Raw genomic sequence first — 19,371 nt, 5'->3', positions numbered from 1 at the left:
AATGGCGCGAAATCGAAAGCTCGCTGGGGATGTCGAAGGAAGAAATTCTAGCCTTGATGAACTAGGCTGGACCATACACCCATCATCTAACAATAGGAACAATGTATGATGTTTATGAAGTCTTTGAACCCTGTTCGGATCCTTTGGATCCTGACATTTTGTCTTTCGTGGTCACTCAGTGCCGCAGAAATCAAACCCGCACTTTGGAAGGTTGGAGAAGGCGAAAACGCCTCTTACCTGTTTGGCTCCGTTCATTTAGGCAAAGCGTCCTGGTATCCGTTACCAAAAAATATTCAAGACGCGTTTGTCAAGACAGATAAGCTGGTTGTGGAAGTGTTGGACAGTCCAAGTGATCAACAAAAAATGATGCAGGCGATGATGCAACCGCCTGGGAAAAAGCTATCTGATTTCTTTTCAAAAGATGGCTGGAAACAATTTTCTGCGTATATGCTCAAGCAGCAAATGCCGCCAGAGAAATTCCAGGGAATGAAGCCTTGGGGGGTGAGCATTATCTTAACCATGTCTACATATATGCGCTTGGGATATATGCCAAACGTTGGGGTGGATAAATTTATGTTGGATCAGGCTTTAAAGCATCGAAAAGAAACAATGGCACTGGAGTCATTTGACTTTCAGCTCGATTTATTACAAAAGATGATTGAAAACGAAAAAGATCTGCTTATGATGGTGACTTTCACGGATGAAGAGTATCGCGCACTGATGGAGGCATGGCCAAAAGGGGATATGGCAGCGATTGAACGTATATCGAAAGAGCAAATGAACGAAACGCAATTAGAAAACTTTTTATATTCTCGCAACAGAAATTGGTTGAAGCAACTCAAGCCGAAGATGCAAAAGAAAGAGAAACTGTTTGTTGTTGTTGGGGCTGCCCACATGATGGGAGACAATGGATTGCCTGCATTATTAAAGAAAGAAGGATTGAAGGTGACACGCCTACAATAATTGAATTTTCAATTCTTATGTCGAGCGTCCTCAATCAGGGCGCTCAATTTCACATCCTCATCGAGCCATTCTCCAACATATTCAGAAAATCTTTTATCGAGTTTTGCTTTTTCAAATGACATGAGCGCAGGTTCTAGAAAGATTTTTTCTTGCTGAACAAAATAAATTGCATTTTGTTGAAATGTACTTGCAAGTGATTGTGCAACGGCTTCGGTGCATTGAATTCCGGCACCAATTTCCTGATGGGTGAAGTCGGGCGAACAGCCAATTACCGGGGCAAACGGCACATTTTCATTGAAGAGTTGTTGATGAAATTTGAGTAGCCTTTGGTGGTTCTCGATATCACTTAACACGGCGCTTTTTGGGTTACAGGGTGTCACAATATAGAAAGATTGCCAGGATTGTACGGAGATTCCTGCACGAAAGGCTATATTTTTATATGTGGCTAACCAGTTTATATTCAGCGCTTTATTCCTTCTTCAACTCTGGGCAGCTTCAATATTTGCTATATTAATGAAATCCATTGCTTAACATCAAGCACGTTAAGTGAGCAGAGGAAGACACTGAATGCCTTCTCAGGCAAATACTGTATCAATTAAAAAAACACTGATGTGGATTGTCATGACGATTTCCGCCATGTCACTTCTGCTTTCTGTGATTGTGTCGACTTATATCAGTATCAAGAAGCAAAAAGAACAGCTGGTTGATAAGTTGGAGACCTATGCTGATATTATCGCCTTCAATGCAACAACCAGTATCCTTTTTGATGATCCTGAGACAGAAGAAAAGCGCCTGACAAGCTTTCAGGCTGCATCCATGATTGAGAATATTCATATCTATCGCATCGATGAGTTCACGAATGAGCTTTCATTTTTCGCGAGCTTTAATCAAGGTGGCGTTCCTCCTGTCCCTGCCAAGTTTTCTGCTGTTGAAAAGTTAGGAGAAGCAACCTTTCACAAGAACTACTTAGAAATGGTGAAAGTGATTGAGTTTGAAAAGAACACGGTGGGTTATGTGTATCTTCGTGGCTCGTTGAAGTCTCTGGATGATTATATTACGAATACCTTATTGATTGATGCCTGTGTTGGCCTGACGGCGCTCTCGCTAGCATTGATGATCACGCTGCGGCAACAGCGACGGCTGACACAGCCGCTCACCGAGTTTATTAATATTGTTCAACAGGTATCAAAAGATAAAGATTACTCCATCCGAACGCCAGATATCCCGATTAAGGAAATTAATATTCTGGGTAAAGCTTTTAATAATCTCCTAGAGCGTATTCAACAGCAGACGACACAACAGGAAGAAGCAGAACGTGAGTTTCGCCAGTTGAACCAAAACTTGGAAAGCAAAGTCAACCAAAGAACAGAAGCCCTCAAAGAAGCGAACCAGGAGCTCTTGGATACCCTTGAGCAGATGCATCAATATCAGAATCAACTTGTTGAAAATGAAAAAATGGCCTCACTTGGGCAAATGGTTGCGGGTGTTGCACATGAAGTGAATACGCCGATAGGTTTAGGGATCACCGCTTCGACCTTGTTGACGGATAGAACGGTCGAAATTCAGGAATTTATGGAGAATAAAAAACTGAGTGCTAGCCAATTGGCGAAGTATTTGGGCGATGCGTTGGAAAACTTGTCGATTATTTATCGAAACTTGAACCGGGCCGCAGAACTCATCAGCAGCTTTAAGCAGGTTGCAGTTGATCAGGTCACCGAAGATGCCAGAGAAATCCGGATTAAACATCTGGTGAGTGAAATTATTCTTTCTTTACAACCGCATTTGAAGAAAGTGAAGCATGAAATCGTCATTGACTGTGAAGAGAGCTTAAAAATAAACAGTCAGCCCGGCCCGATTAATCAAATTTTGATCAATTTGATCATGAATTCGATCATTCATGGATTCGAAGCGATGGATTATGGCGTGATCACAATTGCGATTTCTTGCTCAAATAACACCTGTAATATGAAATATCAGGATAATGGGAAGGGTGTTCCAGACTCCATAAAAAGTCGTATTTTTGATCCATTTGTCACGACGAAACGGGGGGTTGGTGGTTCAGGGTTGGGGATGCATCTTGTCTATAATTTGGTCACGCAAGCATTGGGTGGATCGATTTCTTTGGAAAGTGAAGAGGGACAAGGCGTGATATTCGATATTCATTTTCCTGTGTCAAACAGTACTGTAAAATAGCCGAAAACCTCAAACTCACATTTTGCTAAATTGGAAACAAAATCAGTTCAAAACAATTTTCAGTTTAGAAATTCAAGACAAACACAAAGTTAATTATTGTTCAAAATAAAAACAGTGTTTGTATGCAAAAAGATCAAAAAGCTCACAAATGAATCTAATAATTTGGTTTTATGTGACATATCTTGAACGAAGGGAAATAAACATGAAAACAGCTTTTAAAGGCCTTGTATGTGTTCCGATTCTCTATGGTTAAAGTCTCTTGTTATGCGATCATTTAGCCCCTATAATCCTAATAGTTTAAAAGCCCTTTAAGAAAAGGCGACATTTAGGTATCCACTTTGAAAAGGTTGATTTGAGAATGCAAACACCAGTTATTCTGATTGTAGAAGACGAGGATGTCACTCGTTTAAACCTTGTTAGTTTGTTCGAAGCAGAAGGATACCAAGTGCTAGAAGCAATTGATGGCGATGAAATGCATGAGCAGTTGTCGACTACGACGGTTGATCTTGTTGTCATGGACATCAATTTACCTGGTAAGAACGGGCTTATATTAGCTCGTGAACTCCGCCAAAAGGAAAACATTGCTCTTGTCTTCTTAACAGGACGAGATAATGATGTTGATCGTATTCTAGGATTAGAGATTGGTGCAGATGATTACATCACGAAACCTTTTAATCCAAGAGAATTAACGATTCGAGCACGTAACCTTCTGTCAAGAACAACGAACCAAGTAACCAAGGATGAGGAAGATGAAGATAGTGATGGAATTCTTCGATTTAATGGATGGCAGTTAGACGAGAATAGTCGTTGTTTATTGTCCCCCAAAGGCGAAAGCAGAAGGCTACCAAAGGGTGAGTATCGCGCATTACGCTTAATGCTTGATTCCCCAGGAAAAATTTTCTCACGCGAACAGTTAATTAAACATATGACTGGTCGTGAGCTTCGTCCAAACGATAGAACGGTCGACGTTACAATTCGTCGTATCCGTAAACATTTTGAGTCAGATGTTGATTCTCCCGAGTTGATCAGCACAATTCATGGTGAAGGTTATCGTTTTATTGGTAAATTAGATAAGTAATTGCTCCCAATTTACTAAAGAAGCGACTATCTGATGGTCCTAATTCGAGAGACGCGCAGCATCTGTTGCGCGTTTTCTTTTTGCATACCCAATTTTCTTTTTTACCAATCCATTCTTTTTATTGGCCACTCGATAAATTTCCGCTCTATATACTTCCAGAACTGTACATAAAATAAGTCCAACTCATACTTAAGAAGAATTCACCTTCGTCAAAACACGTCTATCATGGATCGTTTTAAATCAAAAGAACTGGAAAAAGCTTGACTGGAGCAATGGAGTAATTACTCTATTTGGTTCCTTATGCTTTTAAGTGGGTTAAAAATCTATTATTGATGAATATATTGATTTTATATTCATTCGGTGAAAGACTCAGAGGCTTGGGATTTTATCTCCATTAATGCTTGTATCAACGATAAGAATAAGAGAATTCGCATGGCAGTGACAGAACAACTACTTGAAGCGCTTAATTTAATGCTTACCGGGATGGGATTTGTATTTGTCTTCTTAATCTTACTGATCATTTGTATTAAAGCGCTGACAAAATTTGCCGTATCGATTGATACGCGCCGAGATGACCCAGTTCCGTCGATCACACCAGCCCCGCATGCTGTGAAGGCACAGCAACATGGTACACCACCAGAAGTTGTTGCAGCGATTAGCGCTGCAATCCATCAATATCGGAAACAACATAAATAACGAGGATTCAAAGATGGTAAAACCTTTGCAATTGACCGATGTCGTCTTGAGGGATGCTCACCAGTCGCTTCTGGCAACGCGTTTTCGTATCGAAGATATGTTGCCTATTGCCTCTAAACTTGATCAGGTTGGTTTTTGGTCTTTGGAATCTTGGGGTGGCGCAACGTTTGATGCGTGTATTCGCTACTTAGGTGAAGACCCTTGGGAGCGGATCCGTAAACTCAAAGCTGCGATGCCAAACACGAAACAGCAAATGCTGTTGAGAGGACAAAACTTGCTAGGTTATCGGCATTATGCGGATGATGTTGTCCAAAAATTTGTGGAAAGAGCACATACCAATGGGGTGGACATTTTTCGTATTTTTGATGCGATGAATGATGTGAGAAACCTTCAGACAGCCGTCAAGGCAACACTCGATGTTGGTGCGCATGCCCAAGGAACAATTTCATATACGGTGAGTCCTGTGCATACGATGGAAATCTGGCTGGATATGGCGCGTCAAATCGAAGATATGGGGTGTCACTCACTCTGTATCAAAGATATGGCAGGGCTTTTAAAGCCCTATGAAGCAGAAGAGTTGATCACACGATTAAAAGAAACCATCGATTTACCCATCACCATGCAGTGTCACGCGACAACAGGCTTAAGCATGGCGACTTATCAAAAGTCGATTGATGCCGGGATTGATATGCTCGACACTGCAATTTCGTCTATGAGTATGACTTACGGCCACTCACCAACAGAAACAATCGTCTCCATGCTGGAAGGCACGCAAAGAGATACAGGATTGGATCTCAATCTATTGGAAGAAATTGCGGCATATTTTCGTGGTGTTCGCAAAAAATATGCTCAATTTGAGGGCAGTTTGAAAGGGGTTGATGCGAGGATCCTGACGGCTCAGGTACCGGGTGGCATGCTGACCAACATGGAAAACCAACTGAAGGAACAGGGTGCTGCTGATAAATTGGATGCGGTGTTGGAGGAAATTCCTCATGTGCGTGAAGATCTTGGATTTATTCCTCTGGTTACGCCAACCTCCCAAATTGTTGGTACGCAAGCCGTTTTGAATGTCTTAACCGGTGAGCGCTACAAAACAATCACAAAAGAAACTGCAGGGGTTTTAAAAGGGGAGTATGGTGCAACCGCAGCCCCGGTCAATAAAGACCTACAAGCGCGTGTTCTTGAAGGTGCAGATCCAATTCAATGTCGACCAGCGGATGTCATTGAGCCGGAGATGAACGCGCTTGTAAGCGAAATAGAAAAATTGTCGAGCGAAAAAGGTTTCAAGCTCGCCTCAGATACCATCGATGATACATTGACCTATGCGCTATTCCCACAAATCGGTTTAAAGTTTTTGGAGAACCGCAATAATCCAAGCGCATTTGAGGCGGCACCTTCATCAGAGCAATCAAGTACGAAAGCAGAGTCTGCACCAGCACAATCATCGACTGGTGGTGTCGAAAATTATGTGGTTCAGGTTGATGGCAGAGTGTATGAAGTCACAGTCGCACCAAGTGGCGAGTTAAAGTCCGTGACGCCCGCTCGGGAAGAAAATATTCCTCAATCAGCATCTGTCTCTGGTGGTGAAACACTGAATGCACCACTTGCTGGAAACATTTTCAAAATCAATGTGAGTCCGAATCAACAAGTGTCGGAAGGTGATGTTGTGATCATCATGGAAGCGATGAAAATGGAAACAGAAGTACGCGCTGCGAAGTCAGGCACTGTGACACAAGTTCATGTGAAGGAAGGGGATGCGGTTGCATCAGGTGATCCTTTGCTGAGTTTGGCTTAAGGGGGGTGTGATGGAGAGTCTGTTCACTCTGTGGCAAAGCACAGGGCTTGCTAATTTTACACCTGGTCAGATTGTGATGATGCTGGTCGGTTGTGGGTTATTGTACTTAGCAATTGCCCGGAAGTTTGAGCCTTTGCTTTTATTGCCTATTGGATTTGGTGCGATTTTAACGAATATTCCGGTTGCTGGATTTTCTGAGGTCGGTGGTGTGTTGTATTACGTCTATAAAGTCGGTATTGATACAGGGGTTTTTCCCTTGCTCATTTTTATGGGTGTTGGTGCACTGACGGATTTTAGCGCATTGATTGCAAATCCAAGAATGCTTTTATTGGGTGCTGCTGCTCAGTTCGGTATCTTTGCGACTTTATTTGGTGCAATTCTGCTTAACTTTGTGCCTGGGTTTGAATTTAGCCTTAAAGATGCATCTGCAATTGCAATTATTGGTGGAGCTGATGGACCGACGGCGATTTTCCTTGCTTCTAAATTAGCACCTGATCTGCTTGGCGCGATTGCTGTTGCGGCTTATTCCTATATGGCATTGGTGCCAATTATTCAGCCGCCAATCATGAAATTACTCACGACGGAAGAAGAACGTAAAATCGAGATGGAACAGCTTCGTCCAGTGAGCACCACAGAAAAAATACTGTTTCCGCTTGCTGTACTGTTGATGACAATATTGTTCTTACCAGCCGCGACACCTCTAGTTGGTATGTTTTGCCTTGGAAACTTAATGCGAGAGTCAGGTGTTGTGGATCGTCTGAGTAAAACGGCTCAGAACGAGCTGATTAATATCGTGACGATTTTCCTTGGATTGGCTGTTGGCTCAAAGCTCAGTGCAGATAAGTTCTTAACGGTCGAAACATTGGGGATCTTAGGCCTTGGTGCGGTTGCTTTTGGTATCGGTACGGCTTCAGGCGTTCTCATGGCAAAAGCGATGTCTAAATTTGGCTCATCACAGATCAACCCGCTTGTTGGTGCTGCAGGGGTATCTGCGGTACCAATGGCGGCTCGAGTAGTCAATAAGGTTGGCTTGGAAGCAAATCCCCATAATTTTCTGCTTATGCATGCTATGGGGCCAAATGTTGCAGGTGTACTTGGTTCTGCGGTTGCTGCGGGTATCTTACTGGCATTGACTGGCGGATGATCTCGATTGCATTTTAGTTTAAAAGATAAACACGCATGTGAGCGTGTTTATCTTTTCACAAGATGATCGACAAGGTCATTTGGCCAACCCATGTCTCCTTGACTGTAATCACAGACCCCATCAGGAAAGACCTGTTTTAATTGTGCTGTAAAAGGGCGCATATCTATGTCACCGTAAAGGCGCTGTTCCAAGGCGCTTTCTATATCCATTCGGTGGCATTTGAATAGACTGCCCAACCAAGGCGCACCAGCTTGGATCCTTGGGGTCGCGTATTGAGGGTATTTCTTTAGACATTTTCCAGATGCGTGTTGATTCCAAGCACCATGCCAGACACCATCACCTTTCGCATAGGCATTTCCATCTTTTTCAAAGCATGTATCCACGGCATGCTCTGGTTTATGACCATCGAGCCATTGACTTAATGTTGTAAATGCCATGTCTGTCGGGTTAAAGCCTTGCTCAGCTACCCAAAGGATATGATTTTGATAATGTGGATCAAAGCGCATGATCCGCTTTCGGACTTCAAAAGAGGCTAGCATATGATGCATATCCAGTCTGTCTTCAAGATAATGCCGAACATCAATTGTAGGGATGGTGGCATGGCCTGTAAAAATGAGGCCATATCGGTAGGCTCGTTCAATAGATGATAACGATGCTTGTGTTCGTGCTGCACTATTCCCGGATCCTACAGCTGTTGTGTTGTGATTACTCCATAAAGACAACCATATGGGGAATTTAACAAATGGCAGTTTTGCGATTTCTTCCTGTTGCATCTCTGTTTGCGGTTTCCAGCCACCAATATGCTGGTTCAAATGCAAAAATTCTTGTGGAGAGAGCAGTCCTTTTTTTAAAGCTTCTAAGCCATATTGGACACCGACATTATCCCAGATAGCGTTTGCATTTCCTGATTCAGACTTGCCATAGACATAAGAGAGATCCTGCCAATGGCTCCATTCGACTTGTGAAACAATCTCTGGACTAAAGTAGGGTTTTAAGAACCCTTGTCTGGGGTTATTCACATAGGAAGATAAACCAAACCAGCCGTTAATACACTCAGTCGTGAGTTCTGGTAAAAATGGTTGTTTGCCCTGAATGAAGTGGTTAATCGGATGAAACCAACGAGAAGGATGCTGGATGGTTTCACTGGCATTCATCCCTTCGACAGCAATACGCAGCGGCTTATTTTGCCATTTCTTTCTATCTGGGGCTTTAAAGTCATAGTAGCTGTTGAGCAGGTCACAATCGAGCGCATAAATCACCTGTGAAACCATGTCTGGATAAGAATATTGGGTGATTGCGCCATCAATTAAGCCCGGTGCATTCTGTCCGAATAAATATTGGCTCAAGCCACCACCAGAACCACCTACACCGATTGTATAGATAGGTTCTCCATAAAGAGAAGTAAACTGCTTTTTCAACCGCCGTCCGGTGTCTTCTGCAAGAAGAATATTGTAGGTGTAGCTTGTTTTATTGACGCTGGAGCTGATAACCGCATAACCTTCTTTAAACTGCGTCAGACGTTTTTTCATGATCCGGTAGTGATGGGTTTTGCCTTGGCGGTATCCAATTCCAACACCGCCAAACAATTGATAAATTAATTTTTTATTCCATAACTTCTTGGCGTGACGATCGCCAATTTCAGAAGGTTGAATCGGCATGACAATGGTATAGGGGTAGCGATTGATGACACCGGTTTCAACACGGAAGTGAATATGAAACTGGTCGTGATTCGAGTTTTGGGTGACTGGGACAATTTCATCTTGATGGTCAATCGCGAAGTACTGGACTTTGGTCGGAACTAAACAATCTTTGGAATAACCAATGATTCGGTTTAGACGCTCACCATTTGTGTTTTCTGCATAGACTGGGACACCAAGGCCTTCTTGATTATCGACAATCGGTTGCCCTAGGCCTGAACGGATCGTCATACAATAAAAGGGATACTGAGGTGCACCTGCAAAATAAGGCGCAATTGGACCCACTTCACCGACTTCAATTGGGTATTCGAACGGATCTTCCGGGCGCTCGGTTTCACGGATATGGGTGGTTACTTGGAGAAAACTCTCTGTTTGAGACGATGCTGCTAATCCAATGACCGCAGGAGAGTCGGGTGTAGAAAATGGGCTTGAGCAGGTGGTCAGTGCAAATAGACATGAAATCCAAAAGGCTTGTTTTTTGAGCATCTGCCATCCCCTTTCCCCAATGTTACTACTTAAGTATAGAAAAAAGAGATATTGAGAGAAGGGTGAGCAAGGTAAAAAGTCGGACCTTGCTCGGCAAGTTATTAATAATAGGCGTCTTCTTTATGCGGAATTTGAGGGTCTTCAGTCACATCCTCTATTGGGTCCTCAAAGTGGTGGTTATCGCTGACGTCCGTCATATGCTGATGTCGGGTATCTGCCTGGATCCAAGCGACTTTTCCGGAACCTTTCTTACTATTGCATAACAGACCGATGTTGACATCTTGAATGTTCATGCGCATGCCTCCATTTCTTAGGTTCATGTTTACTCTATTCAGTTTAGCAAATGGACATCATGCGCCAAGCTGAATGAAGCGATAGATACGCTGGAATAGTAAATGAGTCAGCATGGAAAATAGTATCGTTAACTTTTCTGAGAAATTTTAACTCTTTGATGAGTTCTGGAACCTCGAAATCGTCGCCCAGATGAATGACTATCATTTAAAAATTGTGGAACTCAAAGGAGCTTTTGTTTGGCATGATCAAGAGGATACTGATGAAAAATTTATTGTTATCAAAGGGAAACTGACTATTGAATTGGAAAGCCGACCAACGGTTTATTGAGAACAATGAGAGATGTGTAGTGCCTAAAAAGTTGAGGCGATGACCAAGCTGATAATCGCCTCAAATGAATTAAAGTTTATGCAGTGCCTGCATTTCGAGTTTGGCAAAGCGTTTCACGGCCCAGTCAATATGCCAGCATATGACAATACCGAGGATAAAGGGGAGCCAGCCAGGCAATGTGATGAACCAAAATGCAATAACAAAACTAAATGTGATCGCCGATTTGATGAGTTTTGCTTTCAACGTAACAGGCTTTCCGTTGTGGGAAACCAAAATCTGTCGACTGAACCGTTTCCCGTATGTTCTACTCAAAGGTGATAACTCGCAGCTAGTGTGATAGAGCCAGAATGACAGTGCAAAGAGCCAGTAGCCATTGGTTTTCTCAAAACCAATACTCATGAGGCTAAACTCAAAAAATAGATAGATCCACCATGCAATAAATCCGTCAATCAGAAAGGTTGTCGTGATTGAAAGGAGTCCAGGTTTGCCATATTCTCCCTTCTCTTCGAATGTTTTCGTCCGCTCAATGATACCCATCACTTCTGCGAAATCTGCATCCGAATAGTAGGATTTGAGGAGCTTATCTTGTTGCCAACCGAAGATATTGTCCAAGTATTCAAATACGCTATAGGAAGCAAGCGCTCTGTCTCTTGCATCATCTTGGAATTGTTTTCTTTGATAATCTGTCAGGTACACCAGCATCACGATCGATGCAATTTGTTTATCTTGAATTGGACCTCTGAGGATCCGTTCAACAAGCTTTTTCCAATGGCGTACACCGTAAATTGCCAAGTTGCGGTTATAGATGAGCAACTTCACTTCTTTGGCTATCTCAGTATCTGCCACCTCTTCTAAGAGTGCCTTCAACCTAGCTTTGTTATCGTGTCCGTTGTGGTTATCTTGTTGCCAGTGTGGCTCAGAGGCTTTTAATATCTCTTTCACACCGGAAAGGGTGAGAACTTCCTGGATTTCTTGATGAGAAAAGTAGAGTTGCAGTTGGTTATCTTGCCACCATTCAAAATACTTCACGATCGATTCTAAAACAGGACGTTTAATGATGACTTTTTCGGCATCACCTCTTCGGATTTGCTTCTCATGATTGAGATAAGACAGTAAGAGTTCAAATGTAATGATAGAAGCTTGCTGCTTCTGTGTTGAAAAGTCCCGATCAATAGTTTGCTGAAAGTCACGCCATAAAAAGCGATCATTGACAGATTGCACTGAGCGGAACATCCACTCGATTCGTTGAATGAGTGGCTTAAGGTCGGGATTCTCAAAAAACTCATGCAGGCTATGATGAAGAATGACTTCCTCTTGGTGGTCCTCTTCCTCGGGTTGTGGTTCTGCAAATGAAGGAGCCTGACGCTGCTTGGCTCTTGGCTGCTCTTCTTGGGGGTGACTCGCATCCTGAAAAGCCTGAGCCACTCTTTCTTTGCGCTGAATTGGCGCAAGTGGCTCACTTTGTGGGGGCGTTTCTTCGCTACCGCCTTCATCGTCATCCACCACAGAGGCGGAGATGAGAGAATTTGTTTCTTCGGCCTCATGTACTTCTGGTGGTTGTTGACACCAGTTTTTCGCATGGTTGAGCGCGAATTCGTAAGCCTCTCGCAGTTGTTTGAAGCCTTCCGGATCCTGATCCGGGCGATGTTGCTTCAGCTTTTTTGCATAGGCGCGTTTGACTTCACGCTCTGTTGCAGCTGAGGTGATCTCTAAAAATTCCCAAGGGTTCTGATAAGACATGAGTAAGCCTCTATGACAACCAGTCAGAGTTTGAGATATATGAGATGCGCTCTTCAATCAATGCTTTTATCTCTTCTATTTTTGTTGGAATTTGTGATTCCAACGCACCTTCAAAGGCTTCAATCAAAGATGCAATATAGTGACGTTTATCTGAAAGTGACTGCTCATACAGACGTTCTAATCGAGCCATCAACGCTTTATTTTCCTGACTGTCGCGAGGATGGAACTTGAATTGTGCGAGACGCTCTAATGCGGCCTTTTTTTGTTCCGGAGTAAGGCTTCCAGGGGATTGTTCAAATAAAGCGGAGTACTTTTTACCAGTGTTTGCGACCTCGACATCAACTTCCAACAAGCCGTTCATATCATAGCTAAAGTGAACAATCATTTTGCATTCGTGTCTTTTTGCAGGTGGATAATGGACGTTCAATTCTCCAATATAAACGTTGTTTCGACAAAAACGGCTCTCGCCCTGATAGATCTTGATCAAAGACTGGTCCTGATCATCATGAATATTGTAATAGGTCTCTTCTCGGCTACATGGAAGAATGCTGTTTCGCTCAATAATTGGAGAGAAATAAGCGTTTTCACTATTGTTCTCGTTATAAATATTCGTTCCAAGCGTATACGGGCTGACATCAGTGAGTACAATCTCATCGAGTGCATTTGGAATTGAGACACTTTCTCCGTCTTTCCATATGCAGCAAGCACTATTTGTAGTTCCTAAATCAATTCCAATAATGCTCATGTTTTACTCCTCTTACATCAAAAAACGGGCAGCGTCGTGATTATATATAGGGTCAAATTTTAATCCAAGGTGAATAAAAGGATTTACTTGTACATGCAACCAAGGATCACTGACTGTTCTGCGCCAGTTACAGAAGGAATATTGCCTGGGATATCGTCGATATAGGCTTTTGCTAGCCAAGCAAAGGCCATTGCTTCAACATGCTCTGGTGGGATACCAAGTGTTTTGGTTGAATGAATACGTTGATGTGGCAGATGCTCCTGCAACATGCCACATAGGTAGCTGTTATATGTGCCACCGCCGCACAAATAGATTTCCTCGACATCATGTTGATTGACTGCATCGCGAATGCTTGAGACGGTCAGGAATAACAATGTCGCTTGGATATCTTTTGGTGTAACTGCTGATACAGCGGCTTCTTTTCTATGTTTTTCTAACCAGGAAAGCGTAAAATACTCTCTTCCGGTACTTTTTGGTGGAAGTTTTGCAAAATAGGCATCTTGAAGGAGTGACTGGAGTAAGGCTTGATTGCAAGTTCCTTCCCTTGCCCATTGGCCATCTCGATCATAGTTATCACCTAGGCCCGTTTTTATCCAAGCGTCCATGAGTGTATTCCCTGGGCCAGTATCATATCCAATTATGTCACTATCACTGCCTGGAAGTAGCGTTAGATTCGCAATACCACCAATATTGATAACGGCTCTTTTGACATCTTCCTTGGCAAATACGGCATGGTGGAACGCAGGGACCAGTGGTGCACCTTCACCATGGGCTGCAATATCTTTGGCGCGGAAATCACAGATGACTGGAATTTGCGAGAGGCATGCGAGATGGCTGCCATTCATGAGTTGATAAGAAAATGCAGGAGAGAGCTCTGGATGATGCCGAATTGTTTGTCCGTGACAGCCAATGGCTTGAATTTGTTCACTAGAGAGTGAAAGGTCTTTTAATAAGTGTGCAACTGCTTCTGCGTAGACTTGTGAGAGTTGAACCGCAGCCTGTCCAGCTCGGACAATTTCGTTGTCACCTGGAAGACAAAGTGCGTTGAGTTCTTTTGCTAAGGTTTTGGGAAAGGATTGAAAATAATGACCAAGGCATCGGATTTGATTGTCGGAGAAGTCTACGGCAACAGCATCAACGCCATCAATGCTGGTGCCGGACATGATTCCGATAAAGATGTTGCTCATGGCTGCATAGCCAACATCACTCTCTTATTACTATCTAATAATGCAATTTGTTTCTTGACGATAAGTTCGAAAGCTGCACGTTCTTTTTTGGCAATTGGCTGTGACTTCGGTAGTTTCACAGTGCGTGGGTTGCGGTGAACACCATTGACCAAAAACTCATAATGCAAGTGCGGCGCTTCAGCAAGACCTGTCATCCCAACATAGCCAATCACTTGACCTTGTTTAACACGTTGTCCTTTTTTGACGTTTGGGCGCTTTTTAAAGTGCAGATACTTTGTCTGGATATTGTTACCATGCTGGATAAATACATGGTATCCGTTGTATTTTGTGTAGCCAGAGCGAATGACTTTACCATTGCCTGACGCCAAAACGGGTGTACCTGAACGTGCACGATAATCAACACCATTGTGTGATTTCCAACGCTTTAGAATTGGGTGATAACGGCGGGGTTTGAAGTTCGAGCTGATGTACTTAAAGCTAACAGGTGCACGGAGGAAAGCTTTGCGCATGCTTCGCCCTTCTGGTGTATAAAACTCACCATCTGAGTGACGAATTGCCTGGAAGACTTCGCCTTGGTTGATGAACTCTGCGGCAAGAATGTCACCACGACCGACGTATTCACCATCAACGAAGTGTTTTTCATAAAGGATATTGAAGGAATCTCCTTTACGCAGATCCAATGCAAAGTCGATATCCCATCCGAAAATATTCGCGACAGTCATAATTTGTGCATCAGTCAAACCAGCTTTGCTGCCTGCACTCCAAAAACTAGATTGAATCGTTGAGCCAGCAAATTGAGTTTCTTTTTCAATTGTTTTTGACTCAATACGTGTCTCGAACGTGTCTCCAGCTTTAGAAATAATGAGCGTATCCAGTTTATTTTTTGGAACGCGAATGCCTTGAAATTCGTGCTTTTCGTTAAACAAAAAAGTGAGCTCATTCCCCGGCATAATCCGAGTCAGTGCACTTGAATCTTTATTCAAATTCACTAGACGGTGTAGTAATGCAGCAGACAGTTTGTTGCGTTTGAAGATTTTAGCGAGATTATCACCTTTTTGGACAACGACTCGCTTTTCAATGAGTTTTAGATCAATAGATTTTGTTACTGGCTTAGGAGAATCGGGTTGCTGGGATTGCTCCTGAAGTTGCTCAACAACAGGAACATCATAATGCTGCCCGACGACTAGTTGAGTCGGAGAGGCGGTACTACGAGAAGCATTTGCCTTCTCGGATGGGAGCAGCATGATGATGAAAACCAAGGAGAAAACGGCTAAGATAACCCAGCGATGAAGAACAGGTAATTTTGCCACAACGTCACGCATCATATTTAGGATCTTCGCTATTACATTTTCACTAAAAATCGGGTGAGGGTTCAGCATATAATGAATAACTATTTATTTCCAGCTTTTTATACTTTCAAAATGTAGCAGGAATGCAGTAAAATCGCTTTCTTTAGCCTCAAATTTTCACAAAATATTGCCCGGAGTTGTGGATGACCGATCTGGATAAAGCGTTTGCAGAGATCAAGCGTGGAACTGAAGAAATTTTGCTCGAAGAAGAGCTTATCGACAAACTAAAAACTGGAAAACCGCTTAAAATTAAGGCAGGATTTGATCCGACTGCCCCAGATATTCATGTCGGTCATACGGTGCTCATCAATAAATTAAAAACTTTTCAGGATTTAGGCCATGAAGTTATTTTCTTGATTGGTGACTTTACCGCAATGATTGGTGACCCAACCGGAAAAAGTGCAACACGTAAACCCTTGTCCCGTGAGGATGTGATCAGAAATGCAGAGACCTACAAAGAGCAGGTCTTTAAAATACTTGATCCAGAAAAAACCACGATTGCATACAACTCTGAGTGGATGGAAAAGCTTGGCAGTGCTGGAATGATCAAGTTAGCTGCTCGTCAGACAGTCGCGCGTATGCTTGAGCGAGATGATTTCAAAAAACGCTATGCAGGTGGCCAATCGATTGCAATTCATGAATTTCTTTACCCGCTAGTCCAAGGCTGGGACTCAGTTGCACTTCAGGCTGATGTTGAACTCGGAGGTACAGACCAACGTTTTAACCTGTTGATGGGGCGCGAGCTGCAAAAGGATGAAGGGCAACGTCCGCAGACAGTCCTGATGACACCATTGCTGGAAGGTTTAGATGGTGTGCAAAAGATGTCGAAGTCGCTGGGCAACTACATCGGTATTACGGATGCACCCAATGAGATGTTCGGTAAGATCATGTCGATTTCTGATGAATTGATGTGGCGTTACTTTGAGCTACTGAGTTTTCGACCGTTGGAAGAGATTGCTTCCTTTAAACAGGATGTAGAAAATGGGGCGAATCCACGGGACTTAAAAATTCTTTTGGCGAAAGAAATTATTGCGCGCTTCCATGAAGAAGCAGATGCAGAAGCTGCACATCAGGACTTTATTCAACGATTCCAGAAAAACGCAATCCCGGATGAAATGCCTGAGTTTACGATTGAGGCTGAAGAAGAGGGGATCGCAATTGGCTACCTGTTGAAGGAAGCGGGCTTAGTGTCCGGTACCGGTGAAGCAATTCGTATGATCAAGCAAGGTGCAGTGAAAATCAACGCAGAAGAAAAAGTCACAGATTCAAAACTGATGATTGAAAAAGGCAGCAATGCAGTTTACCAAGTGGGTAAGAGAAAATTTGCACGCGTACATGTGGCCTAAGGCATCATCACAAATGATGTTGGAGAGGCGGCCTGAGTGCCGCCTTTTTTATTGATATTCAGGAGAGAAAATGGCGACGATAGAAGACTTTTTAAAATTGGATATTCGTTCAGGCACGATTATTCATGCAGAGCTGAATACAAAAGCACGCTTACCTGCTTATATCCTGCACATTGACTTTGGAGAAGAAATAGGAATCAAAGGTAGCTCAGCTCAAATCACAGAAAATTATGACATCGACGATCTCATCGGGACACAGGTGACAGCGGTGATGAACTTTCCACCGCGTCGTGTTGCAGGTTTTAAGTCAGAAGTATTGGTACTTGCGATTGTTTGTGAAGAGAATGGGACGTTGTTGGTTCGACCCGATCAGACTGTAGCAAATGGGCAAAAGATGGCTTAATCATGGCTTAAAATAAAAAAGGCTCCCGAAGAAGCCTTTTATATGGATTGTCAGATCGTAATCTGAACGAAATATCAGTGTTGATTACGAACGTCTTCTGATTTGAAGCAATCCAAGTAAACCAGCAATCATGTAGAACAATGCACCACCACCATCGCTTGATGAAGCGTTATTTCTTCGAGGTGGAGTCGAAGTATTTGGTCCAAACCCTTTTCCTTTAATGCTCAGAATTGTTGTCGAGGTTGTGCTGCCAATTTTATTCGAAACTGTTAAATCAAGGCGTTGAACATCACCCAACTCTGTATATGGAATAAGGTAGAACAAGTCTTTGGATCTTCCGATCACTTTACCATCTAATTTCCATTCATAAGTTAACTTGCCATCTGCTGGATTGGTTGCATCGGCGGTCAGCTCAAGAAACGTAAAAGAATTCACCTCCATTGAACTAGGTAAAGCTGTTAACTTCGGAGTTTTCTTATCTAATATTTTGATTTCAAAATCTTTTGATGCTGTATAGCCATATTCAGTGGTTACCGTGAATCGATACTGGACTTTTACGTCTTTATCAATATTTGATGTATAGACTCTTAGCCGACTTGAATTTTCACCAGAAGTTTCAAGATCGATACTTTCCTTGTCCAAACGCTCCCACTTATAAGTATTTGAAAAACTTGATGAGAAGTAATCGTTAGATACTTCTGGTTCAATAAATAAGCTTTTTCTTTCGTTGACAGATAGTGACCCCTTATAAGTGATCGTTGGCGCTGATGGACATACAAACTTACCTGTTGTGTTGAGCCCAAGGTTCAGAGGTGTCACAGTGACAAGCTTTGTTTTTTCTTCAAGGAGCAGGTGCCAATCACCAGAAAAGTCTTGGCCATTCATTAAACTTGTTTTGATGCCCCTGAGGCGTAAACTTTTATTCTCTTTTGTTTTGATGAGAACATCTTTATACAGCTCTAATTTTTTCCCACTACTTGAGACTAGTGATAAATTCATCGTCGTGTCTTTATCACCAGGGTTTTTCATCAGCAGAACACCATCAAATTTCAGCCCATAAACTTCAGCACCTTTGTCTGCGTCTGTAAGTGTTTTAAAGTGAATTTTACCATCTTTGAGTGCACCATTTGCTTCACGAGTAACGGTGAGTCCTTGACCAATTCGAAGGTCGTAGTTTCTGGTTCCAGAAATGGTTTTTCCATTGATGAGACCAGAGTAAGTCATATCAATTGTGGCTTTTTCACCACAAGTAGCTGTGCGTAATACTTTGACTTGAAGCTCAGAGTCAGTCTTCTTTGAAGATAAGAAAGCAATATCACCTGCATCAAATTGTGCTTTGTTGACTTCAAAATTATCAGACGTTTTGATCACAACTTTTGCATCGGTCATATCATGCAAAGTGTTGTTAAAAATTGTTTGTGTGATTGGAACAGGCATATCCTGAATAAAAGCATTCTTTGAAGCTTTTGCAGTGAGATAAATTTCTTTCTTTAGTAACTTCAAAGTTTGGAAGTGAGCAAGAAAGTTCTTTGCATATGCTTCATCTGATCTTGTTTTTGCTGAGCGCAAAATCAATTTAGCGAATTCTAACTTCTGATCATCCTCTTTTAACTTTGCGACTGCTTCATTGATGATATTTGTGATGACAGTTTCATCCAGTCCATCAACTGTCATTTTTTTCGTTGCATCAGCAAGCATTAATTGTTTTTTCAGTGTATCAATGTGAGTGGCAGTTGCTTTTGCTTCTATCTTCATTGATGTTGGGCTGACCATACTCATCGTATTTTGTGCAAATGCGAACTGTGAGATGCTTGTAAGGCTGATTGCCGTGACTAAAATCGACTTTATCATAATAAGTAAAACCTACGTAAAAAGTGTGAAGATTAAAAATTGAACGGATTGTAATCATGTGTTAATGAACGTAAGCT

At 42.5% G+C, this 19,371-nt stretch carries 16 protein-coding genes; 8 read left to right on the top strand and 8 right to left on the bottom strand.

Annotated elements, in window-relative coordinates; all coding sequences use genetic code 11:
- The first annotated feature begins 105 nt into the window (after nt 1-105).
- Entirely contained in the window at nt 106-963 is an 858-nt protein-coding gene (locus tag C505_RS0112890; protein ID WP_018693031.1) for a TraB/GumN family protein, read from the top strand.
- An 8-nt stretch (nt 964-971) separates the two neighbouring features.
- Here C505_RS0112890 and C505_RS23735 read toward each other — a convergent pair whose 3' ends face one another.
- The gene (locus C505_RS23735; RefSeq protein ID WP_281167126.1) at nt 972-1,343 is read right to left on the bottom strand and encodes a DUF3293 domain-containing protein; all 372 of its coding nucleotides are present in this window, start codon (nt 1,341-1,343) and stop codon (nt 972-974) included.
- Between the two features lie 187 nt (nt 1,344-1,530).
- Between C505_RS23735 and C505_RS0112880 the strand changes: the two genes are divergently transcribed.
- The 5 genes from C505_RS0112880 to C505_RS0112860 all read left to right on the top strand — a co-directional run bounded on the left by C505_RS0112880 (nt 1,531) and on the right by C505_RS0112860 (nt 7,869).
- Nucleotides 1,531-3,156: a HAMP domain-containing sensor histidine kinase gene (locus C505_RS0112880; RefSeq protein WP_018693029.1), complete on the top strand. Its 1,626-nt coding sequence runs from the start codon at nt 1,531-1,533 to the stop codon at nt 3,154-3,156.
- A gap of 358 nt (nt 3,157-3,514) precedes the next feature.
- Nucleotides 3,515-4,234, top strand: coding sequence for a two-component system response regulator ArcA (arcA, locus tag C505_RS0112875; protein WP_018693028.1), 720 nt, complete (start codon nt 3,515-3,517; stop codon nt 4,232-4,234).
- Nucleotides 4,235-4,666: 432 nt separating this feature from the next.
- Nucleotides 4,667-4,930, top strand: coding sequence for an OadG family protein (locus C505_RS0112870; protein WP_018693027.1), 264 nt, complete (start codon nt 4,667-4,669; stop codon nt 4,928-4,930).
- A 13-nt stretch (nt 4,931-4,943) separates the two neighbouring features.
- The gene (gene oadA, locus C505_RS0112865) at nt 4,944-6,725 is read left to right on the top strand and encodes a sodium-extruding oxaloacetate decarboxylase subunit alpha (protein ID WP_018693026.1); all 1,782 of its coding nucleotides are present in this window, start codon (nt 4,944-4,946) and stop codon (nt 6,723-6,725) included.
- A gap of 10 nt (nt 6,726-6,735) precedes the next feature.
- Complete coding sequence (locus tag C505_RS0112860; RefSeq protein ID WP_018693025.1) at nt 6,736-7,869, top strand: sodium ion-translocating decarboxylase subunit beta; 1,134 nt, start codon at nt 6,736-6,738, stop codon at nt 7,867-7,869.
- Between the two features lie 47 nt (nt 7,870-7,916).
- Here C505_RS0112860 and C505_RS0112855 read toward each other — a convergent pair whose 3' ends face one another.
- From C505_RS0112855 to C505_RS0112825, 6 genes are all read right to left on the bottom strand, one after another.
- Nucleotides 7,917-10,052, bottom strand: a complete 2,136-nt coding sequence (locus tag C505_RS0112855) for a DUF6351 family protein (protein WP_018693024.1) — start codon at nt 10,050-10,052, stop codon at nt 7,917-7,919.
- A 101-nt stretch (nt 10,053-10,153) separates the two neighbouring features.
- Nucleotides 10,154-10,345 carry a hypothetical protein gene (locus C505_RS0112850; RefSeq protein WP_026317943.1) on the bottom strand — a complete coding sequence of 64 codons (192 nt, stop codon included), beginning with the start codon at nt 10,343-10,345 and terminating at the stop codon, nt 10,154-10,156.
- Between the two features lie 397 nt (nt 10,346-10,742).
- Nucleotides 10,743-12,413 (bottom strand): J domain-containing protein, encoded by a 1,671-nt coding sequence (locus C505_RS24670; protein WP_018693021.1) that lies wholly within the window; start codon nt 12,411-12,413, stop codon nt 10,743-10,745.
- A 10-nt stretch (nt 12,414-12,423) separates the two neighbouring features.
- Nucleotides 12,424-13,158 (bottom strand): Hsp70 family protein, encoded by a 735-nt coding sequence (locus C505_RS22315; RefSeq protein WP_018693020.1) that lies wholly within the window; start codon nt 13,156-13,158, stop codon nt 12,424-12,426.
- Nucleotides 13,159-13,241: 83 nt separating this feature from the next.
- Complete coding sequence (locus C505_RS0112830) at nt 13,242-14,345, bottom strand: anhydro-N-acetylmuramic acid kinase (RefSeq protein ID WP_018693019.1); 1,104 nt, start codon at nt 14,343-14,345, stop codon at nt 13,242-13,244.
- Nucleotides 14,342-15,670 (bottom strand): OapA family protein, encoded by a 1,329-nt coding sequence (locus tag C505_RS0112825; RefSeq protein ID WP_026317942.1) that lies wholly within the window; start codon nt 15,668-15,670, stop codon nt 14,342-14,344. Before C505_RS0112825 ends, C505_RS0112830 begins: the two co-directional genes overlap by 4 nt.
- A 167-nt stretch (nt 15,671-15,837) precedes the next feature.
- On the opposite strand from C505_RS0112825, the gene tyrS reads away from it, so the two are divergent.
- Both tyrS and C505_RS0112815 read left to right on the top strand, forming a co-directional pair.
- The gene (gene tyrS, locus C505_RS0112820; RefSeq protein WP_018693017.1) at nt 15,838-17,040 is read left to right on the top strand and encodes a tyrosine--tRNA ligase; all 1,203 of its coding nucleotides are present in this window, start codon (nt 15,838-15,840) and stop codon (nt 17,038-17,040) included.
- Between the two features lie 70 nt (nt 17,041-17,110).
- On the top strand, nt 17,111-17,443 hold the full coding sequence (locus C505_RS0112815; RefSeq protein WP_018693016.1) for a tRNA-binding protein: 333 nt from the start codon (nt 17,111-17,113) through the stop codon (nt 17,441-17,443).
- 84 nt (nt 17,444-17,527) lie between these two features.
- Here C505_RS0112815 and C505_RS0112810 read toward each other — a convergent pair whose 3' ends face one another.
- On the bottom strand, nt 17,528-19,294 hold the full coding sequence (locus C505_RS0112810) for a hypothetical protein (protein ID WP_018693015.1): 1,767 nt from the start codon (nt 19,292-19,294) through the stop codon (nt 17,528-17,530).
- Nucleotides 19,295-19,371 lie beyond the last annotated feature (77 nt).

The organism is Algicola sagamiensis DSM 14643 (genome assembly GCF_000374485.1).
GTDB lineage: Bacteria > Pseudomonadota > Gammaproteobacteria > Enterobacterales > Alteromonadaceae > Algicola > Algicola sagamiensis.
The sequence above is the reverse complement of the archived record's forward strand: the minus strand, read 5'-3'. Positions and strand labels throughout refer to the sequence as shown.

What these genes read in the sequence shown, in the direction of transcription:
- C505_RS0112890 (WP_018693031.1), top strand. Translation starts at nt 106, where the DNA reads ATGATGTTTATGAAGTCTTTGAACCCTGTTCGGATCCTTTGGATCCTG.
- C505_RS0112880 (WP_018693029.1), top strand. Translation starts at nt 1,531, where the DNA reads ATGCCTTCTCAGGCAAATACTGTATCAATTAAAAAAACACTGATGTGG.
- arcA (WP_018693028.1), top strand. Translation starts at nt 3,515, where the DNA reads ATGCAAACACCAGTTATTCTGATTGTAGAAGACGAGGATGTCACTCGT.
- C505_RS0112870 (WP_018693027.1), top strand. Translation starts at nt 4,667, where the DNA reads ATGGCAGTGACAGAACAACTACTTGAAGCGCTTAATTTAATGCTTACC.
- oadA (WP_018693026.1), top strand. Translation starts at nt 4,944, where the DNA reads ATGGTAAAACCTTTGCAATTGACCGATGTCGTCTTGAGGGATGCTCAC.
- C505_RS0112860 (WP_018693025.1), top strand. Translation starts at nt 6,736, where the DNA reads ATGGAGAGTCTGTTCACTCTGTGGCAAAGCACAGGGCTTGCTAATTTT.
- C505_RS0112855 (WP_018693024.1), bottom strand. Translation starts at nt 10,052, where the DNA reads ATGCTCAAAAAACAAGCCTTTTGGATTTCATGTCTATTTGCACTGACC.
- C505_RS0112850 (WP_026317943.1), bottom strand. Translation starts at nt 10,345, where the DNA reads ATGAACATTCAAGATGTCAACATCGGTCTGTTATGCAATAGTAAGAAA.
- C505_RS24670 (WP_018693021.1), bottom strand. Translation starts at nt 12,413, where the DNA reads ATGTCTTATCAGAACCCTTGGGAATTTTTAGAGATCACCTCAGCTGCA.
- C505_RS22315 (WP_018693020.1), bottom strand. Translation starts at nt 13,158, where the DNA reads ATGAGCATTATTGGAATTGATTTAGGAACTACAAATAGTGCTTGCTGC.
- C505_RS0112830 (WP_018693019.1), bottom strand. Translation starts at nt 14,345, where the DNA reads ATGAGCAACATCTTTATCGGAATCATGTCCGGCACCAGCATTGATGGC.
- C505_RS0112825 (WP_026317942.1), bottom strand. Translation starts at nt 15,670, where the DNA reads ATGATGCGTGACGTTGTGGCAAAATTACCTGTTCTTCATCGCTGGGTT.
- tyrS (WP_018693017.1), top strand. Translation starts at nt 15,838, where the DNA reads ATGACCGATCTGGATAAAGCGTTTGCAGAGATCAAGCGTGGAACTGAA.
- C505_RS0112815 (WP_018693016.1), top strand. Translation starts at nt 17,111, where the DNA reads ATGGCGACGATAGAAGACTTTTTAAAATTGGATATTCGTTCAGGCACG.
- C505_RS0112810 (WP_018693015.1), bottom strand. Translation starts at nt 19,294, where the DNA reads ATGATAAAGTCGATTTTAGTCACGGCAATCAGCCTTACAAGCATCTCA.